35 protein-coding genes are annotated in these 26774 nt (G+C 39.9%); 15 read left to right on the forward strand and 20 right to left on the reverse strand.

Annotated features, from left to right (window positions below):
• Window positions 1-393: 393 nt before the first annotated feature.
• The 3 genes from BPOF4_RS02890 to BPOF4_RS02900 form a co-directional block, all read right to left on the reverse strand.
• Window positions 394-1116 carry an amino acid ABC transporter ATP-binding protein gene (locus tag BPOF4_RS02890; RefSeq protein ID WP_012957568.1) on the reverse strand — a complete coding sequence of 241 codons (723 nt, stop codon included), beginning with the start codon at window positions 1114-1116 and terminating at the stop codon, window positions 394-396.
• The gene (locus BPOF4_RS02895) at window positions 1116-1745 is read right to left on the reverse strand and encodes an amino acid ABC transporter permease (RefSeq protein WP_049779906.1); all 630 of its coding nucleotides are present in this window, start codon (window positions 1743-1745) and stop codon (window positions 1116-1118) included. Before BPOF4_RS02895 ends, BPOF4_RS02890 begins: the two co-directional genes overlap by 1 nt.
• Before the next feature lie 126 nt (window positions 1746-1871).
• On the reverse strand, window positions 1872-2675 hold the full coding sequence (locus BPOF4_RS02900; protein ID WP_012957570.1) for a glutamine ABC transporter substrate-binding protein: 804 nt from the start codon (window positions 2673-2675) through the stop codon (window positions 1872-1874).
• 310 nt (window positions 2676-2985) lie between these two features.
• Here BPOF4_RS02900 and BPOF4_RS02905 point away from each other — a divergent pair, with 310 nt between their 5' ends.
• Window positions 2986-3282: a hypothetical protein gene (locus BPOF4_RS02905; protein WP_012957571.1), complete on the forward strand. Its 297-nt coding sequence runs from the start codon at window positions 2986-2988 to the stop codon at window positions 3280-3282.
• A 252-nt stretch (window positions 3283-3534) separates the two neighbouring features.
• Here the strand turns inward: BPOF4_RS02905 and BPOF4_RS02910 are convergent, their stop codons facing one another.
• From BPOF4_RS02910 to BPOF4_RS02930, 7 genes are all read right to left on the reverse strand, one after another.
• Window positions 3535-3924, reverse strand: a complete 390-nt coding sequence (locus BPOF4_RS02910; protein ID WP_012957572.1) for an ectoine synthase — start codon at window positions 3922-3924, stop codon at window positions 3535-3537.
• 89 nt (window positions 3925-4013) lie between these two features.
• Entirely contained in the window at window positions 4014-5297 is a 1284-nt protein-coding gene (gene ectB, locus BPOF4_RS02915; RefSeq protein WP_012957573.1) for a diaminobutyrate--2-oxoglutarate transaminase, read from the reverse strand.
• 98 nt (window positions 5298-5395) lie between these two features.
• The gene (gene ectA, locus BPOF4_RS02920; protein ID WP_274378526.1) at window positions 5396-5860 is read right to left on the reverse strand and encodes a diaminobutyrate acetyltransferase; all 465 of its coding nucleotides are present in this window, start codon (window positions 5858-5860) and stop codon (window positions 5396-5398) included.
• Window positions 5861-6239: 379 nt separating this feature from the next.
• A complete protein-coding gene (gene sspA / locus BPOF4_RS21910; RefSeq protein WP_012957575.1) occupies window positions 6240-6404 on the reverse strand; it encodes a gamma-type acid-soluble spore protein SspA in 165 nt (54 codons plus the stop codon).
• Between the two features lie 89 nt (window positions 6405-6493).
• Complete coding sequence (locus BPOF4_RS21495; protein WP_012957576.1) at window positions 6494-6616, reverse strand: YfhE family protein; 123 nt, start codon at window positions 6614-6616, stop codon at window positions 6494-6496.
• A gap of 63 nt (window positions 6617-6679) precedes the next feature.
• The gene (locus BPOF4_RS02925) at window positions 6680-7264 is read right to left on the reverse strand and encodes a GNAT family N-acetyltransferase (RefSeq protein WP_049779907.1); all 585 of its coding nucleotides are present in this window, start codon (window positions 7262-7264) and stop codon (window positions 6680-6682) included.
• Window positions 7265-7596: 332 nt separating this feature from the next.
• A complete protein-coding gene (locus tag BPOF4_RS02930) occupies window positions 7597-8502 on the reverse strand; it encodes a TIGR01777 family oxidoreductase (protein WP_012957578.1) in 906 nt (301 codons plus the stop codon).
• A 124-nt stretch (window positions 8503-8626) separates the two neighbouring features.
• On the opposite strand from BPOF4_RS02930, the gene recX reads away from it, so the two are divergent.
• Both recX and BPOF4_RS02940 read left to right on the forward strand, forming a co-directional pair.
• Window positions 8627-9448: a recombination regulator RecX gene (recX, locus tag BPOF4_RS02935; RefSeq protein ID WP_012957579.1), complete on the forward strand. Its 822-nt coding sequence runs from the start codon at window positions 8627-8629 to the stop codon at window positions 9446-9448.
• A gap of 54 nt (window positions 9449-9502) precedes the next feature.
• Window positions 9503-9814 (forward strand): YfhH family protein, encoded by a 312-nt coding sequence (locus tag BPOF4_RS02940; RefSeq protein WP_012957580.1) that lies wholly within the window; start codon window positions 9503-9505, stop codon window positions 9812-9814.
• Window positions 9815-9845: 31 nt separating this feature from the next.
• Here BPOF4_RS02940 and BPOF4_RS21500 read toward each other — a convergent pair whose 3' ends face one another.
• Together BPOF4_RS21500 and sspK are read right to left on the reverse strand one after the other, a co-directional pair.
• Window positions 9846-9995 (reverse strand): YpzG family protein, encoded by a 150-nt coding sequence (locus BPOF4_RS21500; RefSeq protein WP_012957581.1) that lies wholly within the window; start codon window positions 9993-9995, stop codon window positions 9846-9848.
• Window positions 9996-10021: 26 nt separating this feature from the next.
• Entirely contained in the window at window positions 10022-10162 is a 141-nt protein-coding gene (gene sspK, locus BPOF4_RS21505) for a small acid-soluble spore protein K (protein WP_012957582.1), read from the reverse strand.
• 140 nt (window positions 10163-10302) lie between these two features.
• Between sspK and BPOF4_RS02945 the strand changes: the two genes are divergently transcribed.
• Window positions 10303-10569 (forward strand): YfhJ family protein, encoded by a 267-nt coding sequence (locus tag BPOF4_RS02945; protein WP_012957583.1) that lies wholly within the window; start codon window positions 10303-10305, stop codon window positions 10567-10569.
• A 48-nt stretch (window positions 10570-10617) separates the two neighbouring features.
• Here BPOF4_RS02945 and BPOF4_RS02950 read toward each other — a convergent pair whose 3' ends face one another.
• Window positions 10618-11601 (reverse strand): metal-dependent hydrolase, encoded by a 984-nt coding sequence (locus tag BPOF4_RS02950; RefSeq protein WP_012957584.1) that lies wholly within the window; start codon window positions 11599-11601, stop codon window positions 10618-10620.
• 153 nt (window positions 11602-11754) lie between these two features.
• Between BPOF4_RS02950 and BPOF4_RS02955 the strand changes: the two genes are divergently transcribed.
• The 3 genes from BPOF4_RS02955 to BPOF4_RS02965 are packed head-to-tail and all read left to right on the forward strand — an operon-like array spanning window position 11755 to window position 13969.
• Window positions 11755-12066, forward strand: a complete 312-nt coding sequence (locus tag BPOF4_RS02955; protein ID WP_012957585.1) for an MFS transporter — start codon at window positions 11755-11757, stop codon at window positions 12064-12066.
• A 10-nt stretch (window positions 12067-12076) separates the two neighbouring features.
• The gene (gene mutY, locus BPOF4_RS02960) at window positions 12077-13165 is read left to right on the forward strand and encodes an A/G-specific adenine glycosylase (protein ID WP_012957586.1); all 1089 of its coding nucleotides are present in this window, start codon (window positions 12077-12079) and stop codon (window positions 13163-13165) included.
• Window positions 13166-13213: 48 nt separating this feature from the next.
• On the forward strand, window positions 13214-13969 hold the full coding sequence (locus BPOF4_RS02965) for an SDR family NAD(P)-dependent oxidoreductase (protein ID WP_012957587.1): 756 nt from the start codon (window positions 13214-13216) through the stop codon (window positions 13967-13969).
• Window positions 13970-14263: 294 nt separating this feature from the next.
• Here BPOF4_RS02965 and BPOF4_RS02970 read toward each other — a convergent pair whose 3' ends face one another.
• From BPOF4_RS02970 to BPOF4_RS02985, 4 genes are all read right to left on the reverse strand, one after another.
• Window positions 14264-14599 (reverse strand): hypothetical protein, encoded by a 336-nt coding sequence (locus BPOF4_RS02970; protein WP_012957588.1) that lies wholly within the window; start codon window positions 14597-14599, stop codon window positions 14264-14266.
• A gap of 105 nt (window positions 14600-14704) precedes the next feature.
• On the reverse strand, window positions 14705-15667 hold the full coding sequence (locus BPOF4_RS02975; RefSeq protein ID WP_012957589.1) for an NADPH:quinone reductase: 963 nt from the start codon (window positions 15665-15667) through the stop codon (window positions 14705-14707).
• A gap of 12 nt (window positions 15668-15679) precedes the next feature.
• Entirely contained in the window at window positions 15680-16834 is a 1155-nt protein-coding gene (locus tag BPOF4_RS02980; protein ID WP_012957590.1) for an LL-diaminopimelate aminotransferase, read from the reverse strand.
• A gap of 129 nt (window positions 16835-16963) precedes the next feature.
• Window positions 16964-17185, reverse strand: coding sequence for a hypothetical protein (locus BPOF4_RS02985; protein WP_012957591.1), 222 nt, complete (start codon window positions 17183-17185; stop codon window positions 16964-16966).
• A 121-nt stretch (window positions 17186-17306) separates the two neighbouring features.
• Here BPOF4_RS02985 and fabL point away from each other — a divergent pair, with 121 nt between their 5' ends.
• From fabL to BPOF4_RS03005, 4 genes are all read left to right on the forward strand, one after another.
• A complete protein-coding gene (fabL, locus tag BPOF4_RS02990; RefSeq protein ID WP_012957592.1) occupies window positions 17307-18056 on the forward strand; it encodes an enoyl-[acyl-carrier-protein] reductase FabL in 750 nt (249 codons plus the stop codon).
• A 60-nt stretch (window positions 18057-18116) separates the two neighbouring features.
• Entirely contained in the window at window positions 18117-18347 is a 231-nt protein-coding gene (locus BPOF4_RS02995; RefSeq protein ID WP_012957593.1) for a gamma-type small acid-soluble spore protein, read from the forward strand.
• A 309-nt stretch (window positions 18348-18656) separates the two neighbouring features.
• The gene (gene ntdP / locus BPOF4_RS03000; RefSeq protein ID WP_012957594.1) at window positions 18657-19184 is read left to right on the forward strand and encodes a nucleoside tri-diphosphate phosphatase; all 528 of its coding nucleotides are present in this window, start codon (window positions 18657-18659) and stop codon (window positions 19182-19184) included.
• Window positions 19185-19262: 78 nt separating this feature from the next.
• Complete coding sequence (locus tag BPOF4_RS03005) at window positions 19263-21008, forward strand: ABC transporter ATP-binding protein (protein ID WP_012957595.1); 1746 nt, start codon at window positions 19263-19265, stop codon at window positions 21006-21008.
• Between the two features lie 51 nt (window positions 21009-21059).
• Here BPOF4_RS03005 and BPOF4_RS03010 read toward each other — a convergent pair whose 3' ends face one another.
• The 3 genes from BPOF4_RS03010 to sda form a co-directional block, all read right to left on the reverse strand.
• Window positions 21060-22145 (reverse strand): FUSC family protein, encoded by a 1086-nt coding sequence (locus BPOF4_RS03010; RefSeq protein ID WP_012957596.1) that lies wholly within the window; start codon window positions 22143-22145, stop codon window positions 21060-21062.
• Between the two features lie 416 nt (window positions 22146-22561).
• On the reverse strand, window positions 22562-23860 hold the full coding sequence (locus BPOF4_RS03015) for a glutamate-1-semialdehyde 2,1-aminomutase (RefSeq protein WP_012957597.1): 1299 nt from the start codon (window positions 23858-23860) through the stop codon (window positions 22562-22564).
• Between the two features lie 188 nt (window positions 23861-24048).
• The gene (sda, locus tag BPOF4_RS21510) at window positions 24049-24204 is read right to left on the reverse strand and encodes a sporulation histidine kinase inhibitor Sda (RefSeq protein ID WP_012957598.1); all 156 of its coding nucleotides are present in this window, start codon (window positions 24202-24204) and stop codon (window positions 24049-24051) included.
• Window positions 24205-24410: 206 nt separating this feature from the next.
• Between sda and BPOF4_RS03020 the strand changes: the two genes are divergently transcribed.
• From BPOF4_RS03020 to BPOF4_RS03035, 4 genes are all read left to right on the forward strand, one after another.
• Window positions 24411-24836, forward strand: a complete 426-nt coding sequence (locus BPOF4_RS03020; RefSeq protein WP_012957599.1) for a potassium channel family protein — start codon at window positions 24411-24413, stop codon at window positions 24834-24836.
• Window positions 24837-24901: 65 nt separating this feature from the next.
• A complete protein-coding gene (gene bcp / locus BPOF4_RS03025; protein ID WP_012957600.1) occupies window positions 24902-25375 on the forward strand; it encodes a thioredoxin-dependent thiol peroxidase in 474 nt (157 codons plus the stop codon).
• Between the two features lie 84 nt (window positions 25376-25459).
• Window positions 25460-26413 carry a D-2-hydroxyacid dehydrogenase gene (locus BPOF4_RS03030; RefSeq protein WP_012957601.1) on the forward strand — a complete coding sequence of 318 codons (954 nt, stop codon included), beginning with the start codon at window positions 25460-25462 and terminating at the stop codon, window positions 26411-26413.
• 18 nt (window positions 26414-26431) lie between these two features.
• A complete protein-coding gene (locus BPOF4_RS03035) occupies window positions 26432-26719 on the forward strand; it encodes a cyclic-di-AMP receptor (RefSeq protein ID WP_012957602.1) in 288 nt (95 codons plus the stop codon).
• Window positions 26720-26774 lie beyond the last annotated feature (55 nt).

Here is a 26774-nt window from a genome sequence, read left to right on the forward strand (position 1 = left end):
CGCTGGGACAGCTCCTTCATTTTTTCTCAGCTTTTCTTGTCTAGCTTCATGATTCAGGTAATCGGTGCCTTCACTTTGCCAAACGAAGCAACAAACGCTTCTCATTGTCAAAGCTCCAGCCCCCTCATACCTAAACGAATCATTCAGCTTTTCTTGTCTAGCTTCCGCTCCTTGCCTTGCGGGTAAAAACGGTGCGTCGAATGAAGACAAAAAGCGTCTTCATATCGCTCCCCCTTATTTTACCGCAAGCCAGCCCAGTCGCCTCAGCCTTTCCTGCTGTCTAGCTTCATTGGCTAGGTCATCGTCGGCTTCACTTTGCCAAACGAAGCAACAAACGCTTCTCATTGTCAAAGCTCCACCCTCCTTAGACCTAAACAGCCAATTCAGCTTTTCCTACAACACCTTGCTTAGAAATGCTTTTAGTCTTGGGTGTTGGGGGTCATCGAATATTTGGGTCGGTTCTCCTTCTTCCATGAAAATTCCTTCATCAATGAAGAAGACTCGGTCGCTGACTTCTTTAGCGAAGCCCATTTCGTGAGTGACAACTACCATTGTCATGCCTTCTTCGGCAAGCTCTTTCATAACCTCAAGTACTTCTCCAACAAGTTCTGGATCGAGTGCAGAGGTGGGTTCATCGAATAACATAATTTTTGGGTTCATCGCTAGGGCGCGGGCAATCGCTACTCGCTGTTTTTGCCCCCCAGACAGGCTGTTTGGATAGACGTTGGCTTTTTCTCCTAATCCAACTTTGTCTAATAAAGGCTTAGCTGCGCGCTCTGCTTCAGCTTTTGAGAGGCCTTTTACTTTGATAGGCGCAAGGGTTACATTATCAAGCACCGACATATGTGGGAAAAGATTAAAGTGCTGGAACACCATACCTACTCTAGACCTGACATCGTTAATGTTTACTTTTGGATCGATTAAATTGCTGCCATCAACGATAACATCTCCTGAGGTCACGTCTTCTAATAAATTTAAACAACGTAAGAACGTACTTTTACCGGAACCTGAAGGGCCAATGACACAGACCACTTCTTTTTCATGAATTTCTGTAGTGATCCCTTTCAATACTTCTGTTTCTCCAAATGATTTACGTAGATCTTTTACTTGAATCATCAGCGGTCTAACCTCCGTTCAACTCGACGTAAAAACACACTCGCTGGAATGGTAATCATTAAATAGAGCACACATACCATTAAATACGGTTCAAAATATGTAAATGTCGCTGAGGCATATTGTCGGCCTTGGTATAATAATTCTCCCACTGCGATAACAGAGAAGAGGGATGTATCTTTTAAACTGATAATAAATTGATTTCCAAGCGGTGGAATCATTCGTCTTAACGCCTGGGGCCAAATAATATAGCGCATCGTTTGAGAAGAGGATAATCCAAGAGAGCGTCCTGCTTCACGCTGGCCTTTTTCAATGGACTCAACAGAACCACGCACAATTTCTGCAATATATGCTCCGGCATTTAAAGCGATCGCAATAATAGAGGCAGTAACTTTATCTAGTGTAATCCCGAGCAAATCCGGAAAACCGAAATAGATAAATAAAATTTGCACTAGGATGGGAGTGCCTCGAATAACCTCAACATACACCGTAGCAATTCCATAAATAAATTTGTTTTTAGATACTCTGGCAAGTCCTATAAAGGCTCCGATGACAAAACCGATTGCAACACCAACTAGAGTGATGAGCAATGTTAATTGGAGTCCTTTAAGCAAGTAAGGAAGGACATTCATATAATGAGGACTGATGAATGCGAATGTAGTCAACGTTCTCACCTCAATTTAATTTTTTCAGCTATTATTTGATAGATTAGAAGAAAAATGGCGTGACACGCAGTTGTCACGCCACTTCGATCTTACTTACATTCCATCAGGACGCTCGCCGAACCATTTTTCATATAGATCAGCATAAGTTCCGTTTTCTTTTAATGTCGTTAAGGCTTCATCTGCAATATCACGAAGCTCTGAACCTTTAGGGAAAGCAATACCATATTCTTCACCAGTCAGCGCCTCACCAACCGTTTTTAACTGGCCGCCGCCTTCTGTTGAGGCATAATACTGAACGTTTGGAATGTCGTAGATTACAGCATCAGCACGCCCCTGAATAACATTCTGGTACGCTTCTGTAATTTGAGGAAATGCTTCTGGCGTTCCTCCCGTATTTTCACGGATGTACGTTTCACTTGTAGAGCCTGTACGAGTGGCTACTACTTTTCCGTCTAAGTCATCTACAGAGTTGATTTCATCATTGTCCGCATGAACGGCAACAATTAAACCGGCATCATAGTATGGCTGAGAGAAGTCGATATTCTCTTTACGCTCTTCTGTAATGGTCATACCTGCAATTCCAATATCAAAGCGTCCAGAACCAATACCTGCTACGATTCCATCAAACTCCATTGCTTCAAATTCAATATCAAAACCTGCTTCTTCTGCAATAGCTGTCATTAGATCAATGTCAAACCCAACAAGTTCCCCAGTCTCTTCATCTAAAAACTCAAAAGGGACATAGGCATTATCTGTTGCTACAACGTAAGATTCTCTTTCTCCGTCTTCAGCCGCTGCACCGTTATCAGCCTCACTGCTCGTGTCCTCTGAGCCACATGCAGTAGCCACAAGGAGCAGCCCGCCAAATACTACTGATTTCCAATAACTTTTCTTCATCAAATTCCCCCTTTTTTATTTAGAAGAGCCATATGTAAATAATTCAAGGACTCTACATTACAGAATTATAACATAAAATAAAATTTTCTGAAAATAATATGTGAACTTATAGTAGAATATGGGAGTGAACTGATTCCCTTAATAAAAAGCAAAGATAGAAAACAATCATTCTCTTTTCAAGAGGGGAAAAGAGCTGGTATATTTAATAATGTGAAAAAGTATGGTTTATTTATACATAACCGGGGAAGGGGTAAAGGGATAGTTCTGTTCGTTTGATTTAAGATAATCGTAGTGAAAAGGGGGAGCTGTTATGAATGTATATAAAGCTCATATTGTTCATCCACATACTCAAATTCCTCTAATTGCTTATTTTAATGAGCGAGATGGCTATGTAACATTTGAAAAAGATGAAGCAGTATTAAATATTCTTTATGAATTGAAAAATGATCTCGAACAAGACAAATACTTTCAAGTAAATCTAGAACAGGCGTCTAATATCTGTCTTACCCAATACCCAGTAGAAGACCTATCTGAAGCCGTGCTTTTTTTAACTAAATTAGGGTTAAGTGCAGACGATGTTGAGTTCAAGCAAATGATCCTTCATTAGAAAGAAAAAAGAGGCTGGGACATTAATAAAAATGTTTAATCGAGAAGCAAATACGAAGGTCTACCTAGAAATATTCGTGGAATCCTGTGGTAACTAAAGCAAAGCTGAGACCCCACAGAGCGAAGCTCGAGGAGGCTCAACAGCTTACCACGGAAAGCGAAGTATATCTCAAGAGCGGATCACATCCACCACCTGCTATTTCTTCTCAATCAATTAAACACTTCTGTCCCAGCCTTTTTGTGCTTTGATCATTTATTCGTCATCAACTACTGGATATACACCATTTTCATCATGTGTTTCTTTTCCTGTAATAGGAGGGTTGAATACACATACCATGCGCATATCTGTCTTTGCACGAAGAAGGTGCTCATCATTTTCATCTAACGCATAGATCTCGTCTTTTTTGATCGGCCAAACTTTATTATCTTTAAGCGTTTCTACTTCTCCTTCACCTTCAATGCAGTAAACCGCTTCTAGGTGGTTTTGATACCAAATATGAGTTTCTGTACCTGCTTTAATAACCGTATCATGGACAGAATACCCCATGCCATCTTTCTTTAAAAGCAGACGGCGGCTCGTCCAGTTTTCACCTTTTACTTCTTGATCTGATCCGATAATGTCTTTAAGAGCTACTACTTTCATGTTTGATTACCTCCGAATTTAGTATGATTATCGTGTTGAAATGATAAGAGAAGAGGGAGCAGCCAGGACTCCCTCATAATTGTGCGTCCTTAGTTAGCAACAGGCTCAGCTGCTTCAAGAGCTGTTTTAACACTTGCTTCAATGATTTCAAAGCCAGCCTCAAGACCTGCATCATCAATAATTAATGGTGGGAAGAGCTTGAATACCTCATCTTTTGGTCCGGATGTTTCCATAATTAAACCGCGATTAAATGCTTCCGCAGCAATTTTTTCAGACAACCCTTCCACTTCAGATCCAATACCGACCATATAGCCGCGTCCGCGTACTTCACCTTTCACTTCAGGGTATTTCTCTACAATACTTTCTAAGAACGAGTAAATAAGCTCAGAACGTTTTTGAATGTTTTGTTCAAATTCAGGGTCTTTCCAGAACTCTAATGCTGCAGTTGCAGTTACGAATGCATGATTGTTTCCGCGGAAGGTACCATTATGTTCACCTGGTGCCCAGATGTCTAAGTCTGGACGAATAAGAGTGATAGCAAGAGGTAGACCATAACCGCCGATTGATTTAGACATACATACGATATCTGGTTTAATTCCTGCTTTCTCAAAACTGAAGAACGTACCTGTACGGCCGACACCAGCTTGAACATCGTCGACAATGAGTAAAATGCCCCAACGCTTACAAATCGCTTCGATTCGTTGTAACCACTCGAAACTTGCAGCATTAATACCGCCTTCACCTTGGACTGTCTCGAGAATCATCGCAGCAGGAATGTCAACTCCACTGCCGCCATCCTCTAGGAAGCGTTCGAGATACTCCAGAGTGTCGAGGCCTTCGTTTACAAAGCTGTCGTATGGCATTGTTACTACATTTTGTAATGGTATTCCTGCACCTTTACGTTTAAAGGCGTTACCAGTTACGGAAAGTGAACCAATCGTCATGCCGTGGAAACCGTTAGTGAAACTAATAATATCTGTGCGGCCCGTTACCTTACGAGCAAGCTTTAGGGCACTCTCAACTGTATTCGTACCAGTCGGTCCTGGGAACATGACTTTGTACTCTAAATTGCGTGGTTTTAATATGACTTCATTGAATGTCTCAAGGAATTCAGCTTTCGGCTGTGTAGCCATATCAAGAGAGTGGGTAATACCGTCACTCATAATATAATTAACCAGCTTTTCTTTCATGCTGTCTTCATTGTGTCCGTAATTAAGGGCGCCGGCACCAGAGAAGAAATCTAAATATTCCTTTCCAGATTCATCCCACATTTTGTACCCTTTTGCTTTAGTGAAGACCGTTGGAAAACTACGGCAATAACTTCTTACCTCAGATTCTAATTGAGCGAATATATTCATATCAGTTTGTTTCATCGTTACTTTCTCCTCCTTCATATACTTACTACCTTACTAGGTATGGGTATCATTTTGATTCGCAGATTATCACGTGAAACATATCAATAACTTTTAAGTTACCTTAATGGTCCAATTCGAAAAGTTAACTCTTTTTCATGGTTATCTCCAGGGAATAATTCTTCAGGAAAACACTCTAGGACTTCACACTCTGTGTTGTGATCACGTGCTAACCTTTTGAACAAGGATTGTGACGCTTTGTTGGATGGGGTGACTGTAGCCTCTACATATTGAACGTCCTTACAACCTTCTCTTTTTACTAATTCGTTTAGCATTTGAGAGGCAAGGCCCCGTCCTCGCTGTGAGGCATCCACTCCAATTTGCCACACAAAAACGACATCTGGTTTTGTGGGAGGGATAAAAGCGGTGATGAAGCCAACGACACGATCTTCATCTTTTGCAACGACACATGTTTCTGCAAAAAATTCGCACATCATAATGTACTTGTAAGCAGAATTTTGATCCAATGTAGAATGATTAACTAATTCCCACATTGCTGCCCCATCATTAACAGTTGGTTTCAATAGGTTAATATCAGTTACATTTTTAGCAGTTGCAGTTGCTTGTTGACTAGTAATGTCGGTTTCCTCCTTAACATTTTTCTTTTGATCGTCGTTATTACGTATTTAATCATATGATGATGCGTGGATGATCGCAAACTAGCTTAACAAGGATTATCACGCTTATATAGGGCTTAGGTGGGGTGAAGGTAGGTAAGGGCGGTGATTGTTTTAAATGCTACAGTATCGTTAAGTATTCTAACAAATCGATAAAATCAAACAATCAGAAAAATCTAGTATTAAAGTTATAAAACCCTTACCTAGCATAGGGTTTGACTGATATTTAGGACCTATAAAAAAACACACAACAGGCGAAGGGCCGATTGTGTGTTTTTTGTAAAGATTATTGTTGGTTTTTCTTTTGACGCTTTCCAGCAGCTTTTTGCTGTTGTTGACGTGCTTGTTCAGCACTTGAACCTTCAGCAAATTCGTTCGCAAATTCTGCTTGGTGTTGTTGTTGCTGTTGCTGCATTTCTTGTTGTTGTTTATTACGATTCTTCTTTGCCATGATTCATTCCCCCTGTAGGTAAATGTCAGACAAGCAAGTGCTTTGCTTATCTACCTATAGTATGGATGGAACGAAAGGTTTTATAAGTGTTAGCTTTTGGCAGGACGTCTTGCCGCACGGTCTGCAGCTCTGAATTCAGAAGCAAATCGAACTTCTTGTGCTTTGCGTAATGTACTTCGTTCTTCTGTTGCGTGACGTTTTTTACTCTCCATATATACCCCTCACTTTCACTTATGAATAGTCTTAGTGTGGGCAAATAATAGAAAAATAATCCATTATGCTTCTTTTGCTTCAAACGGTTGAGAGTATGGTTGAGAAAATGTTTGAGATTGTTCAAGCTCTTGTCTCATTAAGTGTAGGTGATACTGATCTTTTTCAATTTGAAACAAGTCATATACTTCTTGGTCTTTATTAATTTGTTGATACACATCTGGTCTAATTTCATTTGCTAACGTACAATACGGAAGCTTTGTTGCAGCTTTGATCGAACGGATATTTTCTTTTCTAATGCGCATAAACACCGTTTGAATCTCTAGTTGAAAAAACAATTCACTAAAAAAGGCATCTTTGGCTGCTTGATTATAGCCTTTGCCAAAATAAGGTTTGCCAATCCATGTACCTAAAAACCCGCTATGGTCGTGAACATCAAACAAGTTAATCGTTCCAATCGGCTCGCCCCACTCATCGACGATCGTTCTGGATATGAGTTCGCCGCGTTCTTCAGCTTCAATGGTTTGTTTTGTTAAGAAAGCAAACTCATCATAAGATGAAGCTTTATGACGAACATATGGAAAAACAGCCGGGTCCACCATCAGTTCGAACAAAGCATGAGAATCAGCGACGTCTCGTCTCTTTAAAATCACAAAAAACCCTCCTTTTAACATGAGGGCAGGTGAGTTCTCCCACCCTCGAATTTAATATAATGAAGTATCAAATTCGGGGTGGGAATCGAACCCACTAGAACCAGTTGAATGGTGGCGCACCAATTGCCTTCCCAAAGCTTATATAATTGTTTATAAGGTCAAATAACACGATATAGTAGCAATACATTAGATTAAGTGGTGATATAGTGTATATTGAATACGTATTCGCGTGTATGCTCCTTAATCCTTCTTTATATTAAATGTTTTTTGTTAAAAAAGATACTGTTTTTTGTAAAAAAATAATGAAGAAATTTTTACAAAAACAAGCACTATTTAAGCAGGTCGCAAAGAGCGGGTTTTAAGTCTCTAAAATGATACGTGTAGCCTAATTTTTCAGCTTTTGCAGGAAGCACTTTCTGCCCATCTAATACCAGGGTGCTCATTTCACCTAACGCCATTTTTAAAGCAAAAGACGGGGCAGGCAGCCAGTGAGGTCTACCTAATACGTCCCCAACTACTTTCCCGAAATCATTCATTTGCAGCGGGTGAGGGGAAGTTACATTAATTGGCCCTTGTGCGGCTTTTTGTTTTAGTGAAAATAAGATTAAGCCGACGACATCATCGATATGAACCCAAGAAAACCATTGCTTACCTGAACCTAATGGACCTCCTGCAAATAGTTTATAAGGAAGCAGCATTCGATTTAGTGCTCCTTCTTCTTTTGACAAGACAATCCCAAAGCGGGTGAAAACAGTGCGAATGCCAAGCTCTTGTGCTTTTTGAGCTTCTTTTTCCCATTCAATCACAACATCACTGAGAAAATTGCGTTCAATCGGTGATGACTCTTCAGTAAACGTTTCTGTTAAAGAGTTCCCGTAGTAGCCTGTCGCAGAAGCATTAACTAAAACATCAGGTTTCTTATCTACTTTTTCGAGAATGGAGATCACTTCTTTTGTTGCATCAATCCGGCTAGATTTAATCCTTTTTTTGCGCTCCTCTGTCCACCTGCCCTCACCAATAGACTCCCCGGCAAGATTAACAATCGCATCAATGCCTTCTAATTCCTTTTCTGGTTTGGCCCCTTCACTTAACCACTTTACATAGGTGACAGACGGTTGTTCTGGTTTGTTATCTGGGTTTCTTGTTAAAATGTAAACAGAATGACCTTCTTTTGTTAAGGCAGAGGTTAATTTAGAACCGATAAAACCAGTCCCACCTGTTACAGCAATTTTCATAATGAGCCTCCTAATTTAGATGTTATATAAGACTTTACCCATTTATAGCTTTAAATAGTCTCACTGATTGGGCTGCTTTCATGATAGTTGAAGCGATGTATGGAAGGGAAGCGAGGAGAACTCAATGATTAAAATTACAAAGGTTTCCGTGCAAAAAAGAAGTAAAGAACGGTACAACATATTTATAGACAGAGGGCAAGGAGAAGAATACGGATTTAGTGTAGATGAAGATATTCTAATCAAGATTGGACTACGTAAGGGGCTTGAAATAGAGGAAGATGAGTTAAAAGAAATTCTAGACAAGGATGAAGAAAAGAAAACACATCATCTAGCTCTTCATTTCTTATCTTATCGAATGAGATCAGTCAAGGAGATGATGGAGTATCTACAGAAAAAAGAACGTGAGCCAAAACATATAGATACTGTAGTAAAAAGACTGCTTGATCAGAATCTCCTAAACGACGAAATGTTTGCTGCATCCTACATTGAATCAAAAAAACTTACGTTATTAAAAGGTCCTTTAAAATTAAAACAGGAGCTTAGTCAAAAAGGAGTTGGACAAGCACATATTGAAACTGCACTCGAGGGTTTTACAGAAGATGAACAAATCGATAAGCTCATAAAATGGATCGCAAAAAAAGAAAGCCGTAAACCAAAACAATCTGTAAGTGCCTATAAACAAAAGCTTGCAGGACAGTTAATGAATAAGGGTTTTACGCACTCTATTATTGAACAGGCCATGAGAGAAGTTACTTTTGAAGTAGATAATGAAGAGGAATGGGAAGCTTTAACGTATCAAGCGAGCAAGCTTAAGCGGAAATACAGTTCTAAATATGAGGGATATGAATATCAGCAGCGAATGAAGCAAGCCTTATACCAAAAGGGATTTCCAATCGATATGATTAATGAGTACTTATCACGAGAAAAAGAAGACGATATGGATTAATTTTTTTAGGTTATTTGCTATACTACAAATAGAAATATAATGGGGGCTAAAACAGTGGATGAGAAACGTTTCAGTGAAATGACAACATATGAACTTCAACAAGAAATTCAAAAGTTGAACGAGAAAGCAAAGAAGGCAGAACAACTTGGAATGATGAATGAATTTGCCGTACACGAAAGACGAATGATTATGGCTAAAGCCTATTTATTAGACCCAGCTGATTTTAAACCGGGCGAAGAATACATGTTAAATGATGAGGGATCCACCTTTCAAATCTCCTACTTAAATGGCCATTTTGCATGGGGGTATCGTGATAACGGGACTACACTTGATGCGGTGCCGATTTCGTTATTAAAACAAAAATAAGGATGAAGCGAGGCTTCATCCTTATAAAGGGCTACGAACGTTTTCTTGTTTGTACTTCAAGTACAATATTGTGGTAACTTTGTTCGGTTTCACCATTCACTTGATGGAAAGCGTGCTTAGGATTAGCGCGCGGCGAACAAAAAGGATCTTTATAAGGAAACTTCTTATGTGGCTTGCCCATCACATACACCTCCGTAAGAATCGTTGCTATTGATTTTTATTTGCACGTGCCATTCTTTCTTGGGGATGATCATTAATTGATCCATCTGGACGTTTAGATAAAAAAGCATCGTTTTCTTTTTCGGTAAATTTTCTTGATTCTGGGAAGTCTTTCGCTTTATTACGCATCGTGAGGTGAACCTCCTTTAATTAAACGCCATTTTAAGGCAGTAAGCCATCATCTTAATTAGTAACTGGCTCATCAATAGTATAAGCTTGTTTTCATAAAAGATAAGACGTAGATATTGTTAATGGAGGAAAGAGAAAAGATGGAGACTATTTTTAAACGACTGACAGAAGAATTATTAGCTGTAAATGATGAGTTATCTGCTGAAGCTGCTCGTACGTGGGTAGAAGGCTTATGGGAAGATTTTGAAACGACACGAGCAAAGGCAGGGCGTGAGTATAAGGGGCAGGAAGTAACGGAACAAATTGTGCTAAAGTGGATAAAGCAATATGGTCCTCATTTGCACAAATATGCACCTAAACAAGAAAAATTCGCGCATTTAAACCAAGATAATCAACCTAAAAACTAAACAAAATAACAAGCCTCCACCCATTTAGGGCTGGAGGCTTGTTGATGTTTACAGCTGTTCTTCTAAGTTTAATTTCTTTTGCAGTGTTTCTTCAGAGAACACCCATCCTGTATATGAACTTAGAATGTTCAAGTTATCGTCTAGCTGAACGATGGCAACAAAAGGGTAGTGACCCTTGCTGCGGTAACGTAAATCAACAAAGCGTACTTCCGTCAGATCATCCTTCATCTCTACTTCCCAGCGGTATGTAGGAGAGAAGGAAAGAAAGGCTGCTAAATTTTTATCTTTTCTTGCAGCGTTAATGACCGGGTCATCAGGAATAGGGTCAAAGGAATACTTCTCAAAGAAATTTATTTGGTTATCACGTGATTCAGCAACATACAGAGTTGTCGGCGTCCGAATAACTAAATGGAATTGATTCCATCTGATTGTTGGTGACACAAAAATGTGAGTTGCATTTGGGTGAAGCCTGCGCGCATGTTTAACAACTTTTTGTTTCTCATAAATCCGCCAAATGTAGTACAGGGCTAATACAACATAAAGCAGTAAAAAGGTTATGCCAGGATGAGAACCAAATGCCCACATAGCAATTGCACCAAGATGCATAAAAAAGATAAACGGATCAAAAATATTGATCACACCAAGTGCAATCCATCTGTTTGAAATTGGTCGCAGTGCCTGGGTACCGTAGGCATTGAAAATATCAACAAACACATGCAGAACGACGGCAAGAAGCGACCATAAAAAGATCGTCAGCCATTCAACACCTGGCATAAAGAGAGTGATACCGGCTGTCAGCAATACAGGCCAGACTAAAAGGGCAGGCAGAGAATGGGTAATGCCGCGATGGTTTCGAATATATACGGCATTATTTTTAAGCTTTAAAACCGTATCAAAATCAGGAGCTTGAGAACCGATGATCGCAGCAATCATAACGGCACTTTGCATCGTTGGGTCGCCGCTGACATTAGGATCAAGCGTTGCAAGACCTCCTATGGCTATACCCATTACTACATGTGTACCTGTATCCATTACATGGCACCTCCCTTTTTCTATAAGTTACAGTAAGTATTGTGTATTAATCATACAGAATCTCATGCAAAATTCAAGACAATCGCTTTTGGTCGTGGCATGATATAGTTTAGTTATACCCGAATTGTAAATGATTCAAAAGGGGGAATGGCAATGACTCAAGCATTAGACGTATTTATTGAGTATAAAATTCATGAAAAATATGTTAAACCATATGAAGAGAGCATGAAAAAGATCAAAGAACGAGTACAAGAAATGGGGGCATCAGATTTTGAGTGGTATGAAGCCGCCGATCAACCCAACTTATATGTAGAAATGTTTAAAGTGAAGGATTACGCCGCTTATGAAAAAATAAAGTCACTAAGACAAGATGAAAGTGAATCTCTAACAAAAGATTTCGCAGCCTATGTAGCAGGAGGATCTAGTAAGGTTCATTGCTGGGCATTTAAGAGAAAAATGATTTAGGAGGAGAGCTGTGCAGCACGAAAAGTTAAATGAGTTTAACATCAGTCAATTTCAACAGGATTTAATTAACTGGTTTAAAGAAAATCAACGAACGCTCCCTTGGAGAGAAAATAAAGACCCGTATCGAGTATGGGTCTCTGAAATCATGTTGCAGCAAACAAGGGTCGACACTGTGATCCCTTATTATTTAAACTTTATGCGTGAGTTTCCAACACTAGAGGACTTAGCCTATGCAGAGGAAGATCGTATTTTAAAGGCATGGGAGGGACTTGGTTATTATTCAAGAGTGAGAAACCTGCAGACAGCTGTACGAGAAGTAGTAGAAGAGTACAATGCGGCTGTGCCTGATACCCTGAAAGAAATTTCCGCTTTAAAGGGAGTAGGCCCTTATACGGCGGGAGCGATTTTAAGCATTGCTTATGCAAAACCTGAACCAGCAGTAGATGGAAATGTAATGCGTGTTCTTTCTCGTGTGCTTGAAATAGATGAAGATATCGCTAAAGCGAAGACGAGGAAAACATTCGAAGCCATCATTTATGACCTTATTTCTAAAGAGGACCCGTCATCTTTTAACCAAGGATTAATGGAACTCGGTGCACTGATTTGTACACCAACTTCACCTGGCTGTCTGCTCTGTCCGGTTCGTGAACATTGCATGGCGTATAATAAAGGAATTCAAGATACACTGCCTGTAAAATCAAAGAAAAAGAAAGCGAAACGCAAGCTGATGGCGGCTTTCGTCGTTAAAGATGAAGATGGAAAGGTTCTCATTGAAAAGCGTCCAGATAAAGGGCTGCTAGCTGGATTGTGGCAGTTCCCGAACGTAGAAGTAGACAGTCATTCATTTAATAAAGAGGAGATGGCAGAAGCATTGTCTCTGGCTATTGGTAAGCCAATTAGTATTCGTGACCGGATTCAAAAAGTGGAGCATGTCTTTTCTCACATTGTATGGGATATTGATGTGTATACCGCGGTTATCCCTATAAAAGAATGGGAAAAAGAAGGGCAGCGTTTTGTCGATCAATATCAGATTGAAGATTTTGCGTTTCCTGTCTCGCATCAAAAGATAATTAAACACTATTTTAGTGAGGCATTTTAAAAGTAAGTATGTTAAAAATGAGTTTGTAAAATAATTAGGAGTGAGATCATGGATTTAAACCTACATAATAAAGTGGTTCTTGTTACAGGAGGTACGAAAGGGATTGGCCGTGCGATTGCAGAAGCTTTCGTTCATGAAGGGGCCCGAGTGTATGTAACAGCAAGAGGAGAAGAGTCATTAAACGAAATGGATCATAAAGAAGGAATTACAGCTATTCAAGCTGATCTGACTAAGGAAGATGCGCGCAATGACGTCATGAATGAAATCCTTACTAAAGAGGAGCGCATTGATATTCTTATTAACAACGTAGGCGGAAGCAACGGCTCAACGGTAGCAGAGACTGAGCTATCCTTATTTAGAGAAGCATTTGAGCTAAATTACTTCTCTGCTGTTCATTTCAGCAAACTTGCTTTAGATGAAATGAAAAAACAGCAGGGTGGTGCGATAGTTAATATCTCATCCATCTTCGGACGTGAATCTGGAGGCAAGCCAACGTATAACAGTGCGAAAGCAGCGATGATCAGCTTTACCAAAGCATTAGCTGATGAAGCGATCAAAGACGGAATCCGAGTAAATGGCGTAGCCCCTGGGTCTATCCTTCACCCGACAGGAAACTGGCAAAAACGTTTAGATGAAAACCCGGAAAAAATTAATGCATTTGTTGAACAGGAAATACCAGCAGGAAGATTTGGTACAGTCGAGGAAGTGGCGAATGCGGTGCTGTTTTTAGCATCTGATAAAGCATCTTGGGTTGTCGGAGCTACGCTTAATGTAGATGGCGGTCAATCAAATGCAAACTTTTAAAATGGGCAGAGCTGTCCTGAGGGGACAGCTCTTTTGTTATTGTTCATATAAATGAAGAGACGCATTTATCCGGTGAAGTGATACTATTGTGCCCCGCATTAGCGCATAAATTGATCCAAAGGACGCAATTAGACTAGAGTGACGCAATCAGCCTAGCAACCGATACAATTACATGTTGAACCCGTGAAATAAACTCTTCAGACTGACGCATAAACAGCTTGAAAACATACAATTACTCGCGGCCTTGCCCTTACCATATTGCTGCAGAGCACGAGACTTTTTTGCCCTCACAGCCTATTGATCATTATTTACTAAGTGGATCTCTTGAATCTTTTGCTTCGTTTCTGCTGTACCTAAATTGTAAAGGGCTTCATATACATCATTTAGTCCTCGCTGGTACTCGTTTTTATCACGGTCTCCTTTTTGATCATCAAAATGCCTGAATGAAATTAAGTTGCCAAGCTCTACGTCATGAGATTGGACTTCATGTAATAATTCTTCTAATGCTTTTTTTTCTGTCACAGTTGCCTCAATTTCATACTCAATTAGCTGCCCGTCATCGACTCTTGTCGGGCTGATCGTATCCATACTGATAGGGTTCAAATTAACATAATACAATTGCTTTTCCATCGTCTTCATCTCCTTTTAAGGTGTTACTCTTATGATCACCAAAAAATGAGGAATCCATTAAAAAAACGAGAAAGCTACAGCTTTCCCGTCAAAAAATAAATCGTATTAATGTTTAATGATGATGCGGCCATCTACTGATTTAGACTCAAGCTTAGCATGAGCTTTATCCGCTTCTTCAAATAAGAAGACTTCACCAATATGAGCGCTTAATGATTTTTGAGCGAGGCCTGCTGAGATGTCATGACCTGCTTTTCCTGCCTCATTTGGATCAACGGTGAATAGAAGAATACCGAGTAGAGCCGCATTTTTCATATTAAGTTTTCTCCAAGGGAGCTCTGGCGTATTGTTTACAGGTGAGCCTATTGTGACAATCCGCCCGCCGTTTCTAATCATGTCTAAGTTTTTATCTAGATTTTCACTGACACTCATATCCAAAATAACATCAATGCCTTTTTCATCAGTAAGTCCAAGAACTCTTTCAACCACATTTTCTTCTTTGTAATTGATGACCACATCTGCGCCGGCTTTTATGGCAATTTGCGACTTTTCATCATTTCCTGCTGTAGCAATGACAAACGCCCCTGCGCGTTTAGCTAGCTGAACAGCAGCTTGTCCTACAGCACCTGCTGCTCCGTAAATCAGTACTTTTTCCTCTTTTTTAAGATTTGCTCGGTAAAAAAGAGATAAATGTGCGGTCATAAAAGCCATCGCAACAGCGGCACCCTCTTCATAAGTGAGATGAGAAGGGAGCGGAAATGCAGCAGAGGCATCAATCGCCACGTATTCTGCTGACGCGCCTTTAGCATTGGTTGCCCAAATACGGTCACCCACAGACAAATTCTGAACTCCATCTGCTGCTTCAACGACTTCACCAGCTAAATCGAAATGTGGTACATGTGGAAACGAGTTAACTTCTCTAATCCCTTTTCTAAAATACGTATCAACAGGGTTTACTCCGCTCGCGCCTACTTTTACCAACACTTGTCCTTGCTTTAAAGTCGGTTTTTCCATTTCCCCTACAGTTAGTACATTGGGCTCGCCATATTCTTTATAATGAATCACACGCATATTCTCATCCCCTTAGTCAAATAGTGGTTTTAATCTTGTCGCTGCTTCTTTTAAACGTTCTTCATTTTGAACAAGAGCAATCCGGACAAAGCCTTCTCCTTCACTGCCAAAGGCCATACCAGGTGTAACGACGACACCAAGGTCAAGAGCAGCCAATGTAAATGACATTGATGTATAAGCCTGAGGAATCTTTGCCCATAAAAACATCCCGCCGCCTGGAGAGCGAACTTCCCAGCCGATTTCTCTCAATGCGCTGACTAGCGTGTCACGCCGTTTTTTATAAAGCAGGCGCTGGTCTTCCAAAAATGTTCCTGAGTTCGTTAAAGCTTTTGTTGCAGCATGCTGAATTGGTTTGAAAACCCCGTAATCAATATGAGATTTAATGATGGCAAGCGGCTTCAATAGTTCAGGGTTACCAAGGGCATAGCCGATTCTAGCCCCAGCAAAGTTAAAACTTTTTGACATTGAATTAAATTCGATCGCAACCTCGTGTGCACCATCAATGGATAAGATGCTTAAGGGCGTTTGGTTATCGTACAAAAGCTCAGAATAGGCAAAGTCATGTACAACAAGAATGCGATGTTCTTTTGCGTAGGCGATAACCTGCTCTAAATAATCTTTTGAAGCGGTAGCTGCCGTTGGGTTGCTTGGATAACTCAAGATAAGAATTTTAGCCTTATCTGCTACTTCTTGTGGCAAGGAACGAAAGTCAAATTGGTAATGGTTTTCTTCATTTAACGGATAAGGGTGCAATGTGGCCCCTGCAATTTCTGCGCTTGCTGCATAAATAGGGTATCCCGGGTTTGGTACGAGTAAAATATCATCTTCATCCATGAAAGATAAAGCTAAATGAGCCAGTCCATCTTGAGAACCCATTAGCTGCAGAACATGTTCTTCGTTTAATGAGACACCGTAACGTTCCGTGTAGAAACGGCAGACTGCTTCTCTAAACGTTAATTCGCTTGTAATCGCATATCCGTAGTCCGAGTCATTTGAAACGGCTTTGATTAATTCTTCTTTCAAAAAAGCAGGAGGAGGGAGGTCTGGGCTGCCAATACTTAAATCAATTAGAGTGGCCCCTGCGGCTTCTTTCTCCTGTTTTCGTAAGGATAGTTCTGTAAATACGCTAGTTGTTAAGTGATCTAATTTCTTTGATGGTGAAAACATATGTAACTCTCCTCAATCAACCTATATAGTCAAAAAAAAATAAATAAAGTATTCTTCTATATTATTTTAGCTGAATAATCTGAAAAAACATAGCCTCACACAAGAAAAAAAGATAAGCCGCAGCTTATCTTAGTCATAATGTACTTCTGTTCCTTGCGTCCAGGTTGCTTCTTGTTTAAGTCCGCCTCTTGCTTCAATTTCTTTTATGATTTCTCTGTGAATGGTCGTACCTTCAATGTTTAGGTAGGGGGTCATCTGTTGGAGACCATGATGAAAAAAGGCAAGTTCTTTATCCGTCCATTCTTTTTTGCTTATCATTGTAAGTTCCGTCATATCTCGTCCGACATACATCTAGCTCAGCTCCTTTATTCTATGGTCTTCTAGGTTGAAGAAGTTTTCCTTAGTGTTTCTGTTCGTCATGAACTCTATGCGATATAATGTAAAAAGACTAATGATGATGGAGGATTTACATATGGAACAAAAAGTAGCATTAGTAACAGGAAGCAGCCGAGGGATCGGCAAACGAATTGCTCTACGATTAGCTGAGCAGGGATATGACTTGGTGATTAATTATGCAAGAAGTAAACAAGCAGCCCTAGATACAGCGGCTGAAATTGAAGCTTTAGGAAGAAAAGCATTTGTTGTTAAGGCGAATGTAGGAAAGCCTGAGAAAATTAAAGAAATGTTTGAGAAGATTGATGAAGAATACGGCCGATTAGATATCCTTGTAAATAATGCCGCATCCGGCGTGCTTCGTCCTTTAATGGAGCTTGAAGAAAGTCATTGGGATTGGACGATGGATATTAACAGTAAAGCATTATTGTTTTGTGCACAGGAAGCTGCTAAGCGAATGGAGAAAACGGGCGGCGGTAAAATTGTCAGCTTAAGTTCTCTAGGGTCGATTCGTTATTTAAAGAACTATACGACTGTAGGTGTATCAAAAGCAGCAGTTGAAGCATTAACGCGTTATCTTGCTGTAGAGCTTGCTGAGATGGGAATTGCAGTCAATGCTGTGTCTGGCGGAGCTGTTGATACAGATGCGTTAACTCATTTTCCAAACCGTGAAGAATTATTAGAAGATGCAGCGAAACGCACCCCGGCAGGAAGAATTGTGGAGGCAGAAGACTTAGCGGATACGGTAATGTTTTTATTATCTGATCAAGCAAAAATGATTCGCGGACAGACGATTATCGTTGATGGCGGGATTTCATTATTAACTTAATTTTTTTTGAATAAAATGATTCACCTCTGTACATATTAACTTTTGTGGAGGTGATATCACATGAACAACCAACAACAAAACCAACAGCAACAGCAACAACAAGCGTCTAAAACAAACGCTCAAAAGGTACAAAAACAAAATGCTGCTTCTGCTCAAGGAAACAGCTACAACACTGAGTTTGCTAGCGAAACGAACGCTCAAGAAGTTCGTCAACAAAACGCTCAATCGGAAGCTCACAAAAACCAAGCTTCTACAAACTACAAGCAACAACAAAACCAACAAAATCGTTAATCAAACGATGAGAAAAGCACTCACAGACAATACGTCTTGTGGGTGCTTTTTTTATATTTTTTACATAAAATAAATGAAAAATGTTTGAGTCAATGGCCAATTTTATTCGTTACAGGCGCTTACCGTTTCAAAAAGATGGGGAACACTGTATAATAGAAGAGAATGAAAGTAAAGTTGACGAAATTGGAATGGCGATAAGCAGTTTGTAGGGTAGAATGTAGAAGTGTATGGCGTGGCTAACAATGTACAAGCGTAAAAGAGACTACTCTACTTACAGACGTCCAAACTTCTAGTGGAAAGGAGACGTTTATGAATTTTCCCAAAGTAGGCAGTACTATTCAGATCCAGAGTTATAAACACAATGGATCCATTCATCGGATTTGGGAAGAATCAATAGTGCTTAAAGGGACGTCAAAGGTTGTAATCGGAGGTAATGATCGAATTCTTGTGAGAGAATCAGATGGACGCAACTGGAGAACACGTGAACCAGCGATCTGTTATTTTGATTCTGAGCAATGGTTTAATACGATCGGTATGATTCGAGCAGATGGAATTTACTATTACTGTAATCTTGGCACCCCGTTTACATGGGATGAGGAAGCAGTAAAATACATTGACTATGACCTTGATATTAAAGTGTATCCAGATATGACCTTTAAGCTCTTAGATGAAGATGAATACGAACTGCATAGCAAATTAATGAATTATCCGCCTGAGATTGATGATATTCTAAAACGCAGTGTCGATGAATTGATTTCATGGATTCATCAACGCAAGGGTCCATTTGCCCCGCAATTTGTAGAGAGCTGGTATGAGCGCTTTCTGCAATATAGATAAAAATACTAGACACTGAAGGAAAGCCTGGTTACCAGGCTTTCTTTTCCGTCATACTACTAAAAAAGGGGGTGGGAATAATTGAATAGTATGAAACGTTATATGGCCTTTGTTAAGCCGTACTGGAAGCAAATTTTTTGGACAATCGTGATCGGTGTATTAAAATTTGGGATTCCTTTATTGCTTCCGCTCGTTATGATGTATGTCATTGATGATATTATTTTGGTTGAAGGAATGCCGCAAGATGAGAAGCTTTCAACGTTGTTCTGGATAATGGGAGGGATGTTCTTTATTTTCCTTGTCCTCAGACCTCCAATTGAATACTTAAGGCAATATTATGCACAGTGGATAGGTAGTAAAGTGCTGTATGATATACGTGATCAATTATTTACCCATATCCAAAAATTAAGTCTTAGATTTTATTCGAACCGAAAAGTAGGAGAAATCATTTCTCGTGTGATACATGACGTTGAGCAGACGAAGAACTTTGTTATTACTGGTTTAATGAATATTTGGCTTGATCTATTTACGATTATTATTGCCATTATAATTATGTTGAATATTAATGTGTGGCTCACGCTGGTAGCCATTTCAATGTTTCCGTTATACGGTTTTTCAGTGAAGTTTTTCTATGCAAGATTGAGGCATCTAACGAGAGTGCGTTCACAAGCTTTAGCAGAAGTGCAGGGACATTTGCATGAACGTGTTCAAGGGATGAATGTGATAAGGAGCTTCGCACTTGAGGAGCATGAACAGCACCAATTTGCAAAGCGTAATAATCATTTCTTAGACCGTGCCCTGGATCACACACGCTGGAACGCTAAAACGTTTGCGGTTGTAAATACAATCACGGACTTAGCTCCGCTCTTAGTTATTGTCGTCTCGGGTTACTTTGTGATTACAGGAAACCTTGAGATTGGGGCAATGACGGCCTTTGTTTTATATATGGAGCGCTTATATGGTCCGCTGCGCCGGCTTGTTAACTCATCTACAACCTTAACGCAGGCTATTGCTTCAATGGACCGTGTATTTGAGTTTATCGATGAAAAGTATGATATTGAAGACTCTTTAGATGCCCAACCGCTCGACTCCGCACGTGGACGAGTTCAGTTTGAGGATGTTTCGTTCTATTATGATAATGAAGAGAAGCCGGTCTTAAAAAACGTATCCCTGGATATAAAAGAGGGAGAAACGGTCGCATTTGTAGGGATGAGCGGAGGCGGAAAAAGTACGCTTATCAGTCTAATTCCAAGGTTTTATGATGTGTCGAGCGGACGGATCACGCTTGATGGAGTAGATATTAGACATTTTCAAGTGCGCATGCTCAGAGATAAAATTGGAATGGTGCTTCAAGATAATATTTTGTTCAGTGATTCTGTCAAAATGAATATCTTAATGGGAAGTCCAGAGGCGACTGATGAAGAAGTGATTGCTGCAGCAAAAGCAGCGAATGCGCATGACTTTATCATGAATTTGCCGAATGGATATGACACCGAAGTCGGTGAGCGAGGTGTAAAGCTGTCTGGAGGTCAAAAACAGCGTGTGGCGATTGCACGTGTCTTTTTGAAAAATCCGCCTATTTTAATTTTTGATGAGGCGACATCTGCTCTAGATTTAGAAAGTGAACACTACATTCAAGAAGCGCTTGAAAAATTAGCAAGAAATCGAACGACCTTTATTGTTGCACACCGTCTGTCAACGATTACTCATGCCGACCGGATTGTCTTAATTGAAAACGGCGAGATTGTTGAGAGCGGCACCCATGAAGAATTAATGAAAAAAGCAGGGCATTATCAGAAACTGTTTGATGTCCAGCAATTATCATAATAAAAGACGTCCATCACTTAGGATTAAGTGTAATGGACGTCTTTTGTTTAATTATTCTTCTTCTTGCTCTTGCACGGTTACTTTATTTTCTTTTTTATGATAACTGAAAAAGCTGTCTACTAGGTGATCTAAGTGTTCAAGCTGCTCTTGATATTCTACTATCTGCGAGACGGCTGGCAGAATATGCAGCCACTGCGTTCGAACAGTATCCGGATCATCGTATAAATTAATGTACAGATCCGTTAAAGCGGCTTTCCCATCATTAATCTCCTGTACCGTCTCATCAGCAGGAAGTGATTGAACTTTTCCTACATATCGTAAGAGGATACGATCATGGTACTGGGTTAAGCGATTTAATTGCATCTCGATTTCTTTTTGGACTTCACAAGGCAGCTGGTGCAGTTCCTCTGATCGCCGTTCAAGATTCTTCAAGACAATAAATGACTTTTTCGTTGTGATCAGCATTTGGCGGAATAACACAATCTTTCGTGCTTTTCCGTATTTATTTTTCAAAAAATAATTTCTTTCTTCTTTATAAAGGAGATACAAATTATCTAATTTAACCATTTGTTCATCAAGTCTTGAGATATCACGTTTTAACATTCTTGGGTCAGCATCTTTCCGCAAGAAAAGCATCGTCCATTGAATAATATCTTCTGTTGCCTTTAGCATTTTATGATACAGCTTTGTTTCGTATCGGGGCGGGATAAATAACAGGTTAACTAAAAAGGCAGCAAACACCCCAATAATAATCAACATAAATCGGCCTGTAGCAAATTCGATAAAATTATCAGCTGGACTTTCCATAACGATGATAATGGTAACAATCGCTAAAGGAATCGTTGTAGGCTCAAGCTTCACTTTAAGAATAATGGCAATGGCTAAAATAACAACCAACCCGACAACAAACGGTTCATGACCAAATGTCATCACAAAAATAACTCCAAGGACCGCACCGATCACATTCGCTTGAACTTGTTCTAAAATCGTTTGGAACGTACGGTAGATAGATGGCTGGATCGCAAATGCGGCAGCAAGTGCTGCAAACATTGGCGGTTCAAGACCAACCCATATCGCAAAATATAAAGATACAATAATGGCAAGACCCGTCTTAAATATACGAGCTCCAAGTTTCATGGTAACTAAATGTCCTTTCTGCTCATCGTTTTTTTACTAGTCTTTAAAAAGAAGCAACGATAGCATCCATTAATAAAATCATACCGAACGTACTATACAACGACCACTGAAAAGAATCAACCACTTTTTATAAAAACAAAAGTTGTAAGCGTTTATTATTTTTTGTCTGTTTGTTTTATCCATACCTCTTTTAGTGTATTAAAAAAAGCGCCGGTTTAAACCAGCGCTTTTTTCGTATGACCTAAGTGACGTAATTAACCGGTGAAGTGATACATTTATTCTAACTAATCAATGACGCATAACAAGATTGAAAGGACGCAATAAGAGACTAGAGAGGCGTAATTATGCCGGTTAACACCGCAATCATTAAGTAGATATGCGCAATTTACTATTCAACCGGCGGCTTATCACCATCGTTAGATCTTTTCAGCGACACATTTGAATGCATGGTCAACAGCTTCTAACGTCTTAGTGATATCCTCATCTGTATGAGCGGTTGTTAAGAACCATGCTTCATATTTCGATGGGGCTAAGTTAATGCCTTGTTTTAGCATTTCTTTAAAGAAAACAGAGAATTGTTCTCCATTTGTTTTCTCAGCTTGGTCATAATTACGGATTACTTCATTTGTAAAGTAGATCGTTAATGCTCCTTTTAAACGGTTCACCGTAATTTCCACTTCATGTTTAGAAGCAAGTTCAACAATCCCTTCTTCTAAAATGGCTCCCAGACGGTCTAATTCTTCATATACACCATCTTCTTTAAGGACTTCTAAACAAGCAATGCCTGCACTCATTGAAGCAGGATTACCAGCCATAGTGCCTGCTTGATAGGCTGGCCCAAGCGGTGCAACTTTTTCCATAATATCTACACGGCCGCCGTAAGCTCCAATCGGAAGCCCTCCGCCGATAATTTTACCTAATGCTGTCATATCCGGTTCCACGCCTAGATAATTTTGAGCGCCGCCGTACATGAAACGGAATGCTGTGATTACCTCGTCATAAATAACAAGTGCCCCGGCCTCATGGGTTAGTGTATTAACTGCCTCAAGAAACCCTGGATCTGGTTCCACAATCCCGAAATTCCCGACAATCGGTTCAACAAGAACAGCAGCGATCTCATCGCCCCATTTCCGGAGTGCTTCTTTATAAGCTTCAATATCATTGAATGGGACAGTAATAACTTCTTTAGCGATATTTTTGGTTACACCGGCAGAGTCTGGTGTTCCTAGGGTAGATGGGCCAGAGCCTGCTGCTACTAGAACTAGATCTGAGTGACCGTGATAACAGCCGGCAAATTTAATAATCTTATCCCGTCCTGTATACGCACGGGCAACACGAATGGTTGTCATGACAGCTTCTGTACCAGAATTGACAAAGCGGACTTTTTCTAACGAAGGAATCGCTTCTTTTAACATTTTGGCAAATTTGTTCTCGAGCTTAGTCGGTGTACCGTATAAGACCCCGTTCTGGGCGGCCGTTGTAATTGCCTCCGTAATATGCGGATGAGCATGGCCAGTTATAATAGGACCGTATGCGGCTAAATAATCGATATATTGATTACCGTCTACATCCCAAAAATAAGCACCTTTTGCACATTCCATAAAAACAGGTGAGCCGCCGCCAACCCCTTTAAAAGCACGGGAAGGACTGTTCACACCACCGACGATATGTTCTTGGGCCTCTTTATATAAGGCTTCTGAATTTGTAAAGTTCATCTAAATATTTCCTCCAAACACTCAAGTATCCTGCCTATTGAACTATAAATAATAGATTAAATCCTATCCATTCAATACAGCAGTTAATGTAGATCATGTATATAGATATTCAATCATAAGCTGAGACTTAGGACAAGCTAAAGGGAAATGTATAAGCAGGCTGTGTAGGTGCAAAGAAGAATTGAGGTTTATTCTTGTGGGTGTGTAGAAAGTTGCGATGCGAGATGTTGAAGGTTACGCTTGCATAGCTCTCGAAATAATAAGTCCAGGAAATCATCGTCTAATCCGTATTCTTGTGCTCGGTAATAACTTTGTATCAAAACGTCGTCTGATAATGAATGCATAACTAAACGACCTCCTTTTTTACAATGAACGTCACTACATTCTAGGAGGTATAAAAAGTCAGGGTGTATGATGTGATTAAAACAAACAATCGTTCTCACTCATCATAATATACCTAAACTATTAAGGCTAGTATTTATTTGAATACTCAGTCATATATTTAATAAGCAACATTTTATTAGTGTTTTTCTGGTGAAGAGGTGGGCTGATGGACCATTGGCTGTTGTATTTTTGTATGTTTGTTGCGGCATTGGGTGTCATAATGAGCTTTTTGTTGCTGCTTAGGTATAAACCGATGCGAGGGCGGCACAAGGTCTCGCTAAGACATTTTGCGATGTTGGTAAATGTGTATGTGACGGTAATGCTGGCGTTTGCCTTAATGTATATGGTGCTTGAGTTACTCGGTATCCCTGTATTAGCGGAAGCAAATCGAAACGTGGGTGGAGAGTTGACTCATTTAGTTTTAGATGTGGTGTATTTTAGTGCGATCACACTTTTGTCCGTTGGATACGGTGATATTGTACCAATGGGGGTAGGGAGGATTTTAGCGATCATACAAGCTTTATTTGGTTATCTGCTGCCAGCAGCGTTTGTTGTCACAACTGTTATTCGTCTAGAAAATAAGGTAGAATAGTTGTAATAAACACGAAGAATCCGTATCCTAATTCATATCACTAGATCTAGAAAGGTTGTGGCAATATGGCTATTGAAATCGGACAAGTTGCACCAGATTTTACATTAGAAGCAAGCAGCGGGGAGCAAGTCTCTTTAAGTCAATTCAGAGGAAAGAATGTTGTGCTATATTTTTATCCAAAAGATATGACACCTGGATGCACAACTCAAGCATGTGATTTCCGTGACCGAGTAGAATCATTTGAATCGTTAGATACAGTGATTCTAGGAGTGAGTCCGGATCCTTTAGCAAGACATGAGAAGTTTATTGAAAAATATGATCTCCCATTTCTTTTATTAGCAGATGAGGATCATGCTGTGGCGGAGTTATTTGATGTGTGGAAATTAAAGAAAAACTTCGGCAAAGAATATATGGGGATTGAAAGATCTACCTTTGTGATTGATAAAGAAGGCAAGATCGTTAAAGAATGGCGTAAAGTACGTGTGAAAGATCACGTAGAAGAAGCGCTGACTTTCATTAAAGAAGAAGTAGAAGTATAAAGAAGAAGTAGAAGTGTAAAAAACATAAAGAATAAAAGCGAGGGGGGACTCTCGCTTTTTTGGAATCCAGGAGGTGGGACTACTATGAAGATTGTCTCTTCAGCAAGGTTAAAAGATGAGAGTAAAGCACAGCTCCTAGCAGACTTTCCTGATATCGACTTTTCCTTTCGTTATGGCATGAAAGAAGTAGGAGAGGAAGTGCAGGACTGTGAGGTGCTGCTTACATACGGAGAAGATTTAACGGATGAACACATAAAAGAGGCCAAGCAGCTTAAATGGATCATGGTCCTTGCTGCAGGACTCGAGAAGATGCCGCATGAGGCTATTTGCGAACGTAATATCATCGTGACTAATGTCCGCGGAATTCATGCTGTCCCGATGGGGGAATATACTCTTAATATGATGCTGCAAATGGCTAAGAAGACAAAAACATTTATAAAAAATGAAGAGGCAGTAAACTGGGAGAGAAGCGTACCAGTCTTTGAGCTTAACGGATTAACTGTAGGAATCCTTGGGGCAGGGGCTATTGGACAAGAAGTCGCTAGATTATGCCAGGCTTTTGGGATGAGAACGCTTGGCATGAATAGTTCAGGTAATGATGCCCCGTTTATCGAAAAAATGTATACGGAAGATACAGTAGATGCATTATTAAGACAATCAGATTTTGTTGTAAACGTCCTACCTCTTACTACGAAGACAGCTTCATTTATGGATGAAGAAAAGTTTGCTTCTATGAAAAAAGGAGCGTATTTTATTAACATAGGACGTGGTAAAACAGTTGATGAACACGCATTAATCCAAGCACTAGATGCCGGTCAAGTGGCTGGAGCTGGATTAGATGTGTTTAAAGAAGAACCATTAGATGCCAACCATCCTTTTTGGAAGCACGAAAACGTAACGATCACCCCACATATCTCCGGGTTGTCCTCCAAGTATCAAAGAAGAGCAATGGAAATCTTTAAAAAGAACTTAATTGGCTATCTAAATGGAAGGAACGAAACCCTTATAAATAGAATAGATCTAACTAAAGGGTATTAATAAAAAGGGGGGCAGGCCATGAAGCTTCTAATTTGTATCATTGATGATTTTTATGCGGATGAAGTGGAAAAGGAACTGCGAGATGAGGGGTATCGAATGACCGAGCTTGCTAGTTCAGGTGGCTTTTTAAAGAAGGGGAATACAACCTTTCTGTTTGGTGTAGAAGAAGAAGACCTTCCTAAGTTGAAAACGGCTTTAAAGGCCGCGTGTCTTACGGTAGAAGGAAAGAAGAAAAGAAAATCAAGTACAGCTCATCGGTATACTTCATTTTTAGTGAACGCTTCGCATGCTGTTCCTTTTTTATAATTGATAAAACGCATATAGGGGAGTCTGCCTATAACATTGACTTATCCTGCCAAGA

Origin of the sequence: Alkalihalophilus pseudofirmus OF4 (assembly GCF_000005825.2) — a bacterium.
GTDB classification, from domain to species: Bacteria; Bacillota; Bacilli; order Bacillales; family Bacillaceae_D; genus Alkalihalophilus; species Alkalihalophilus pseudofirmus.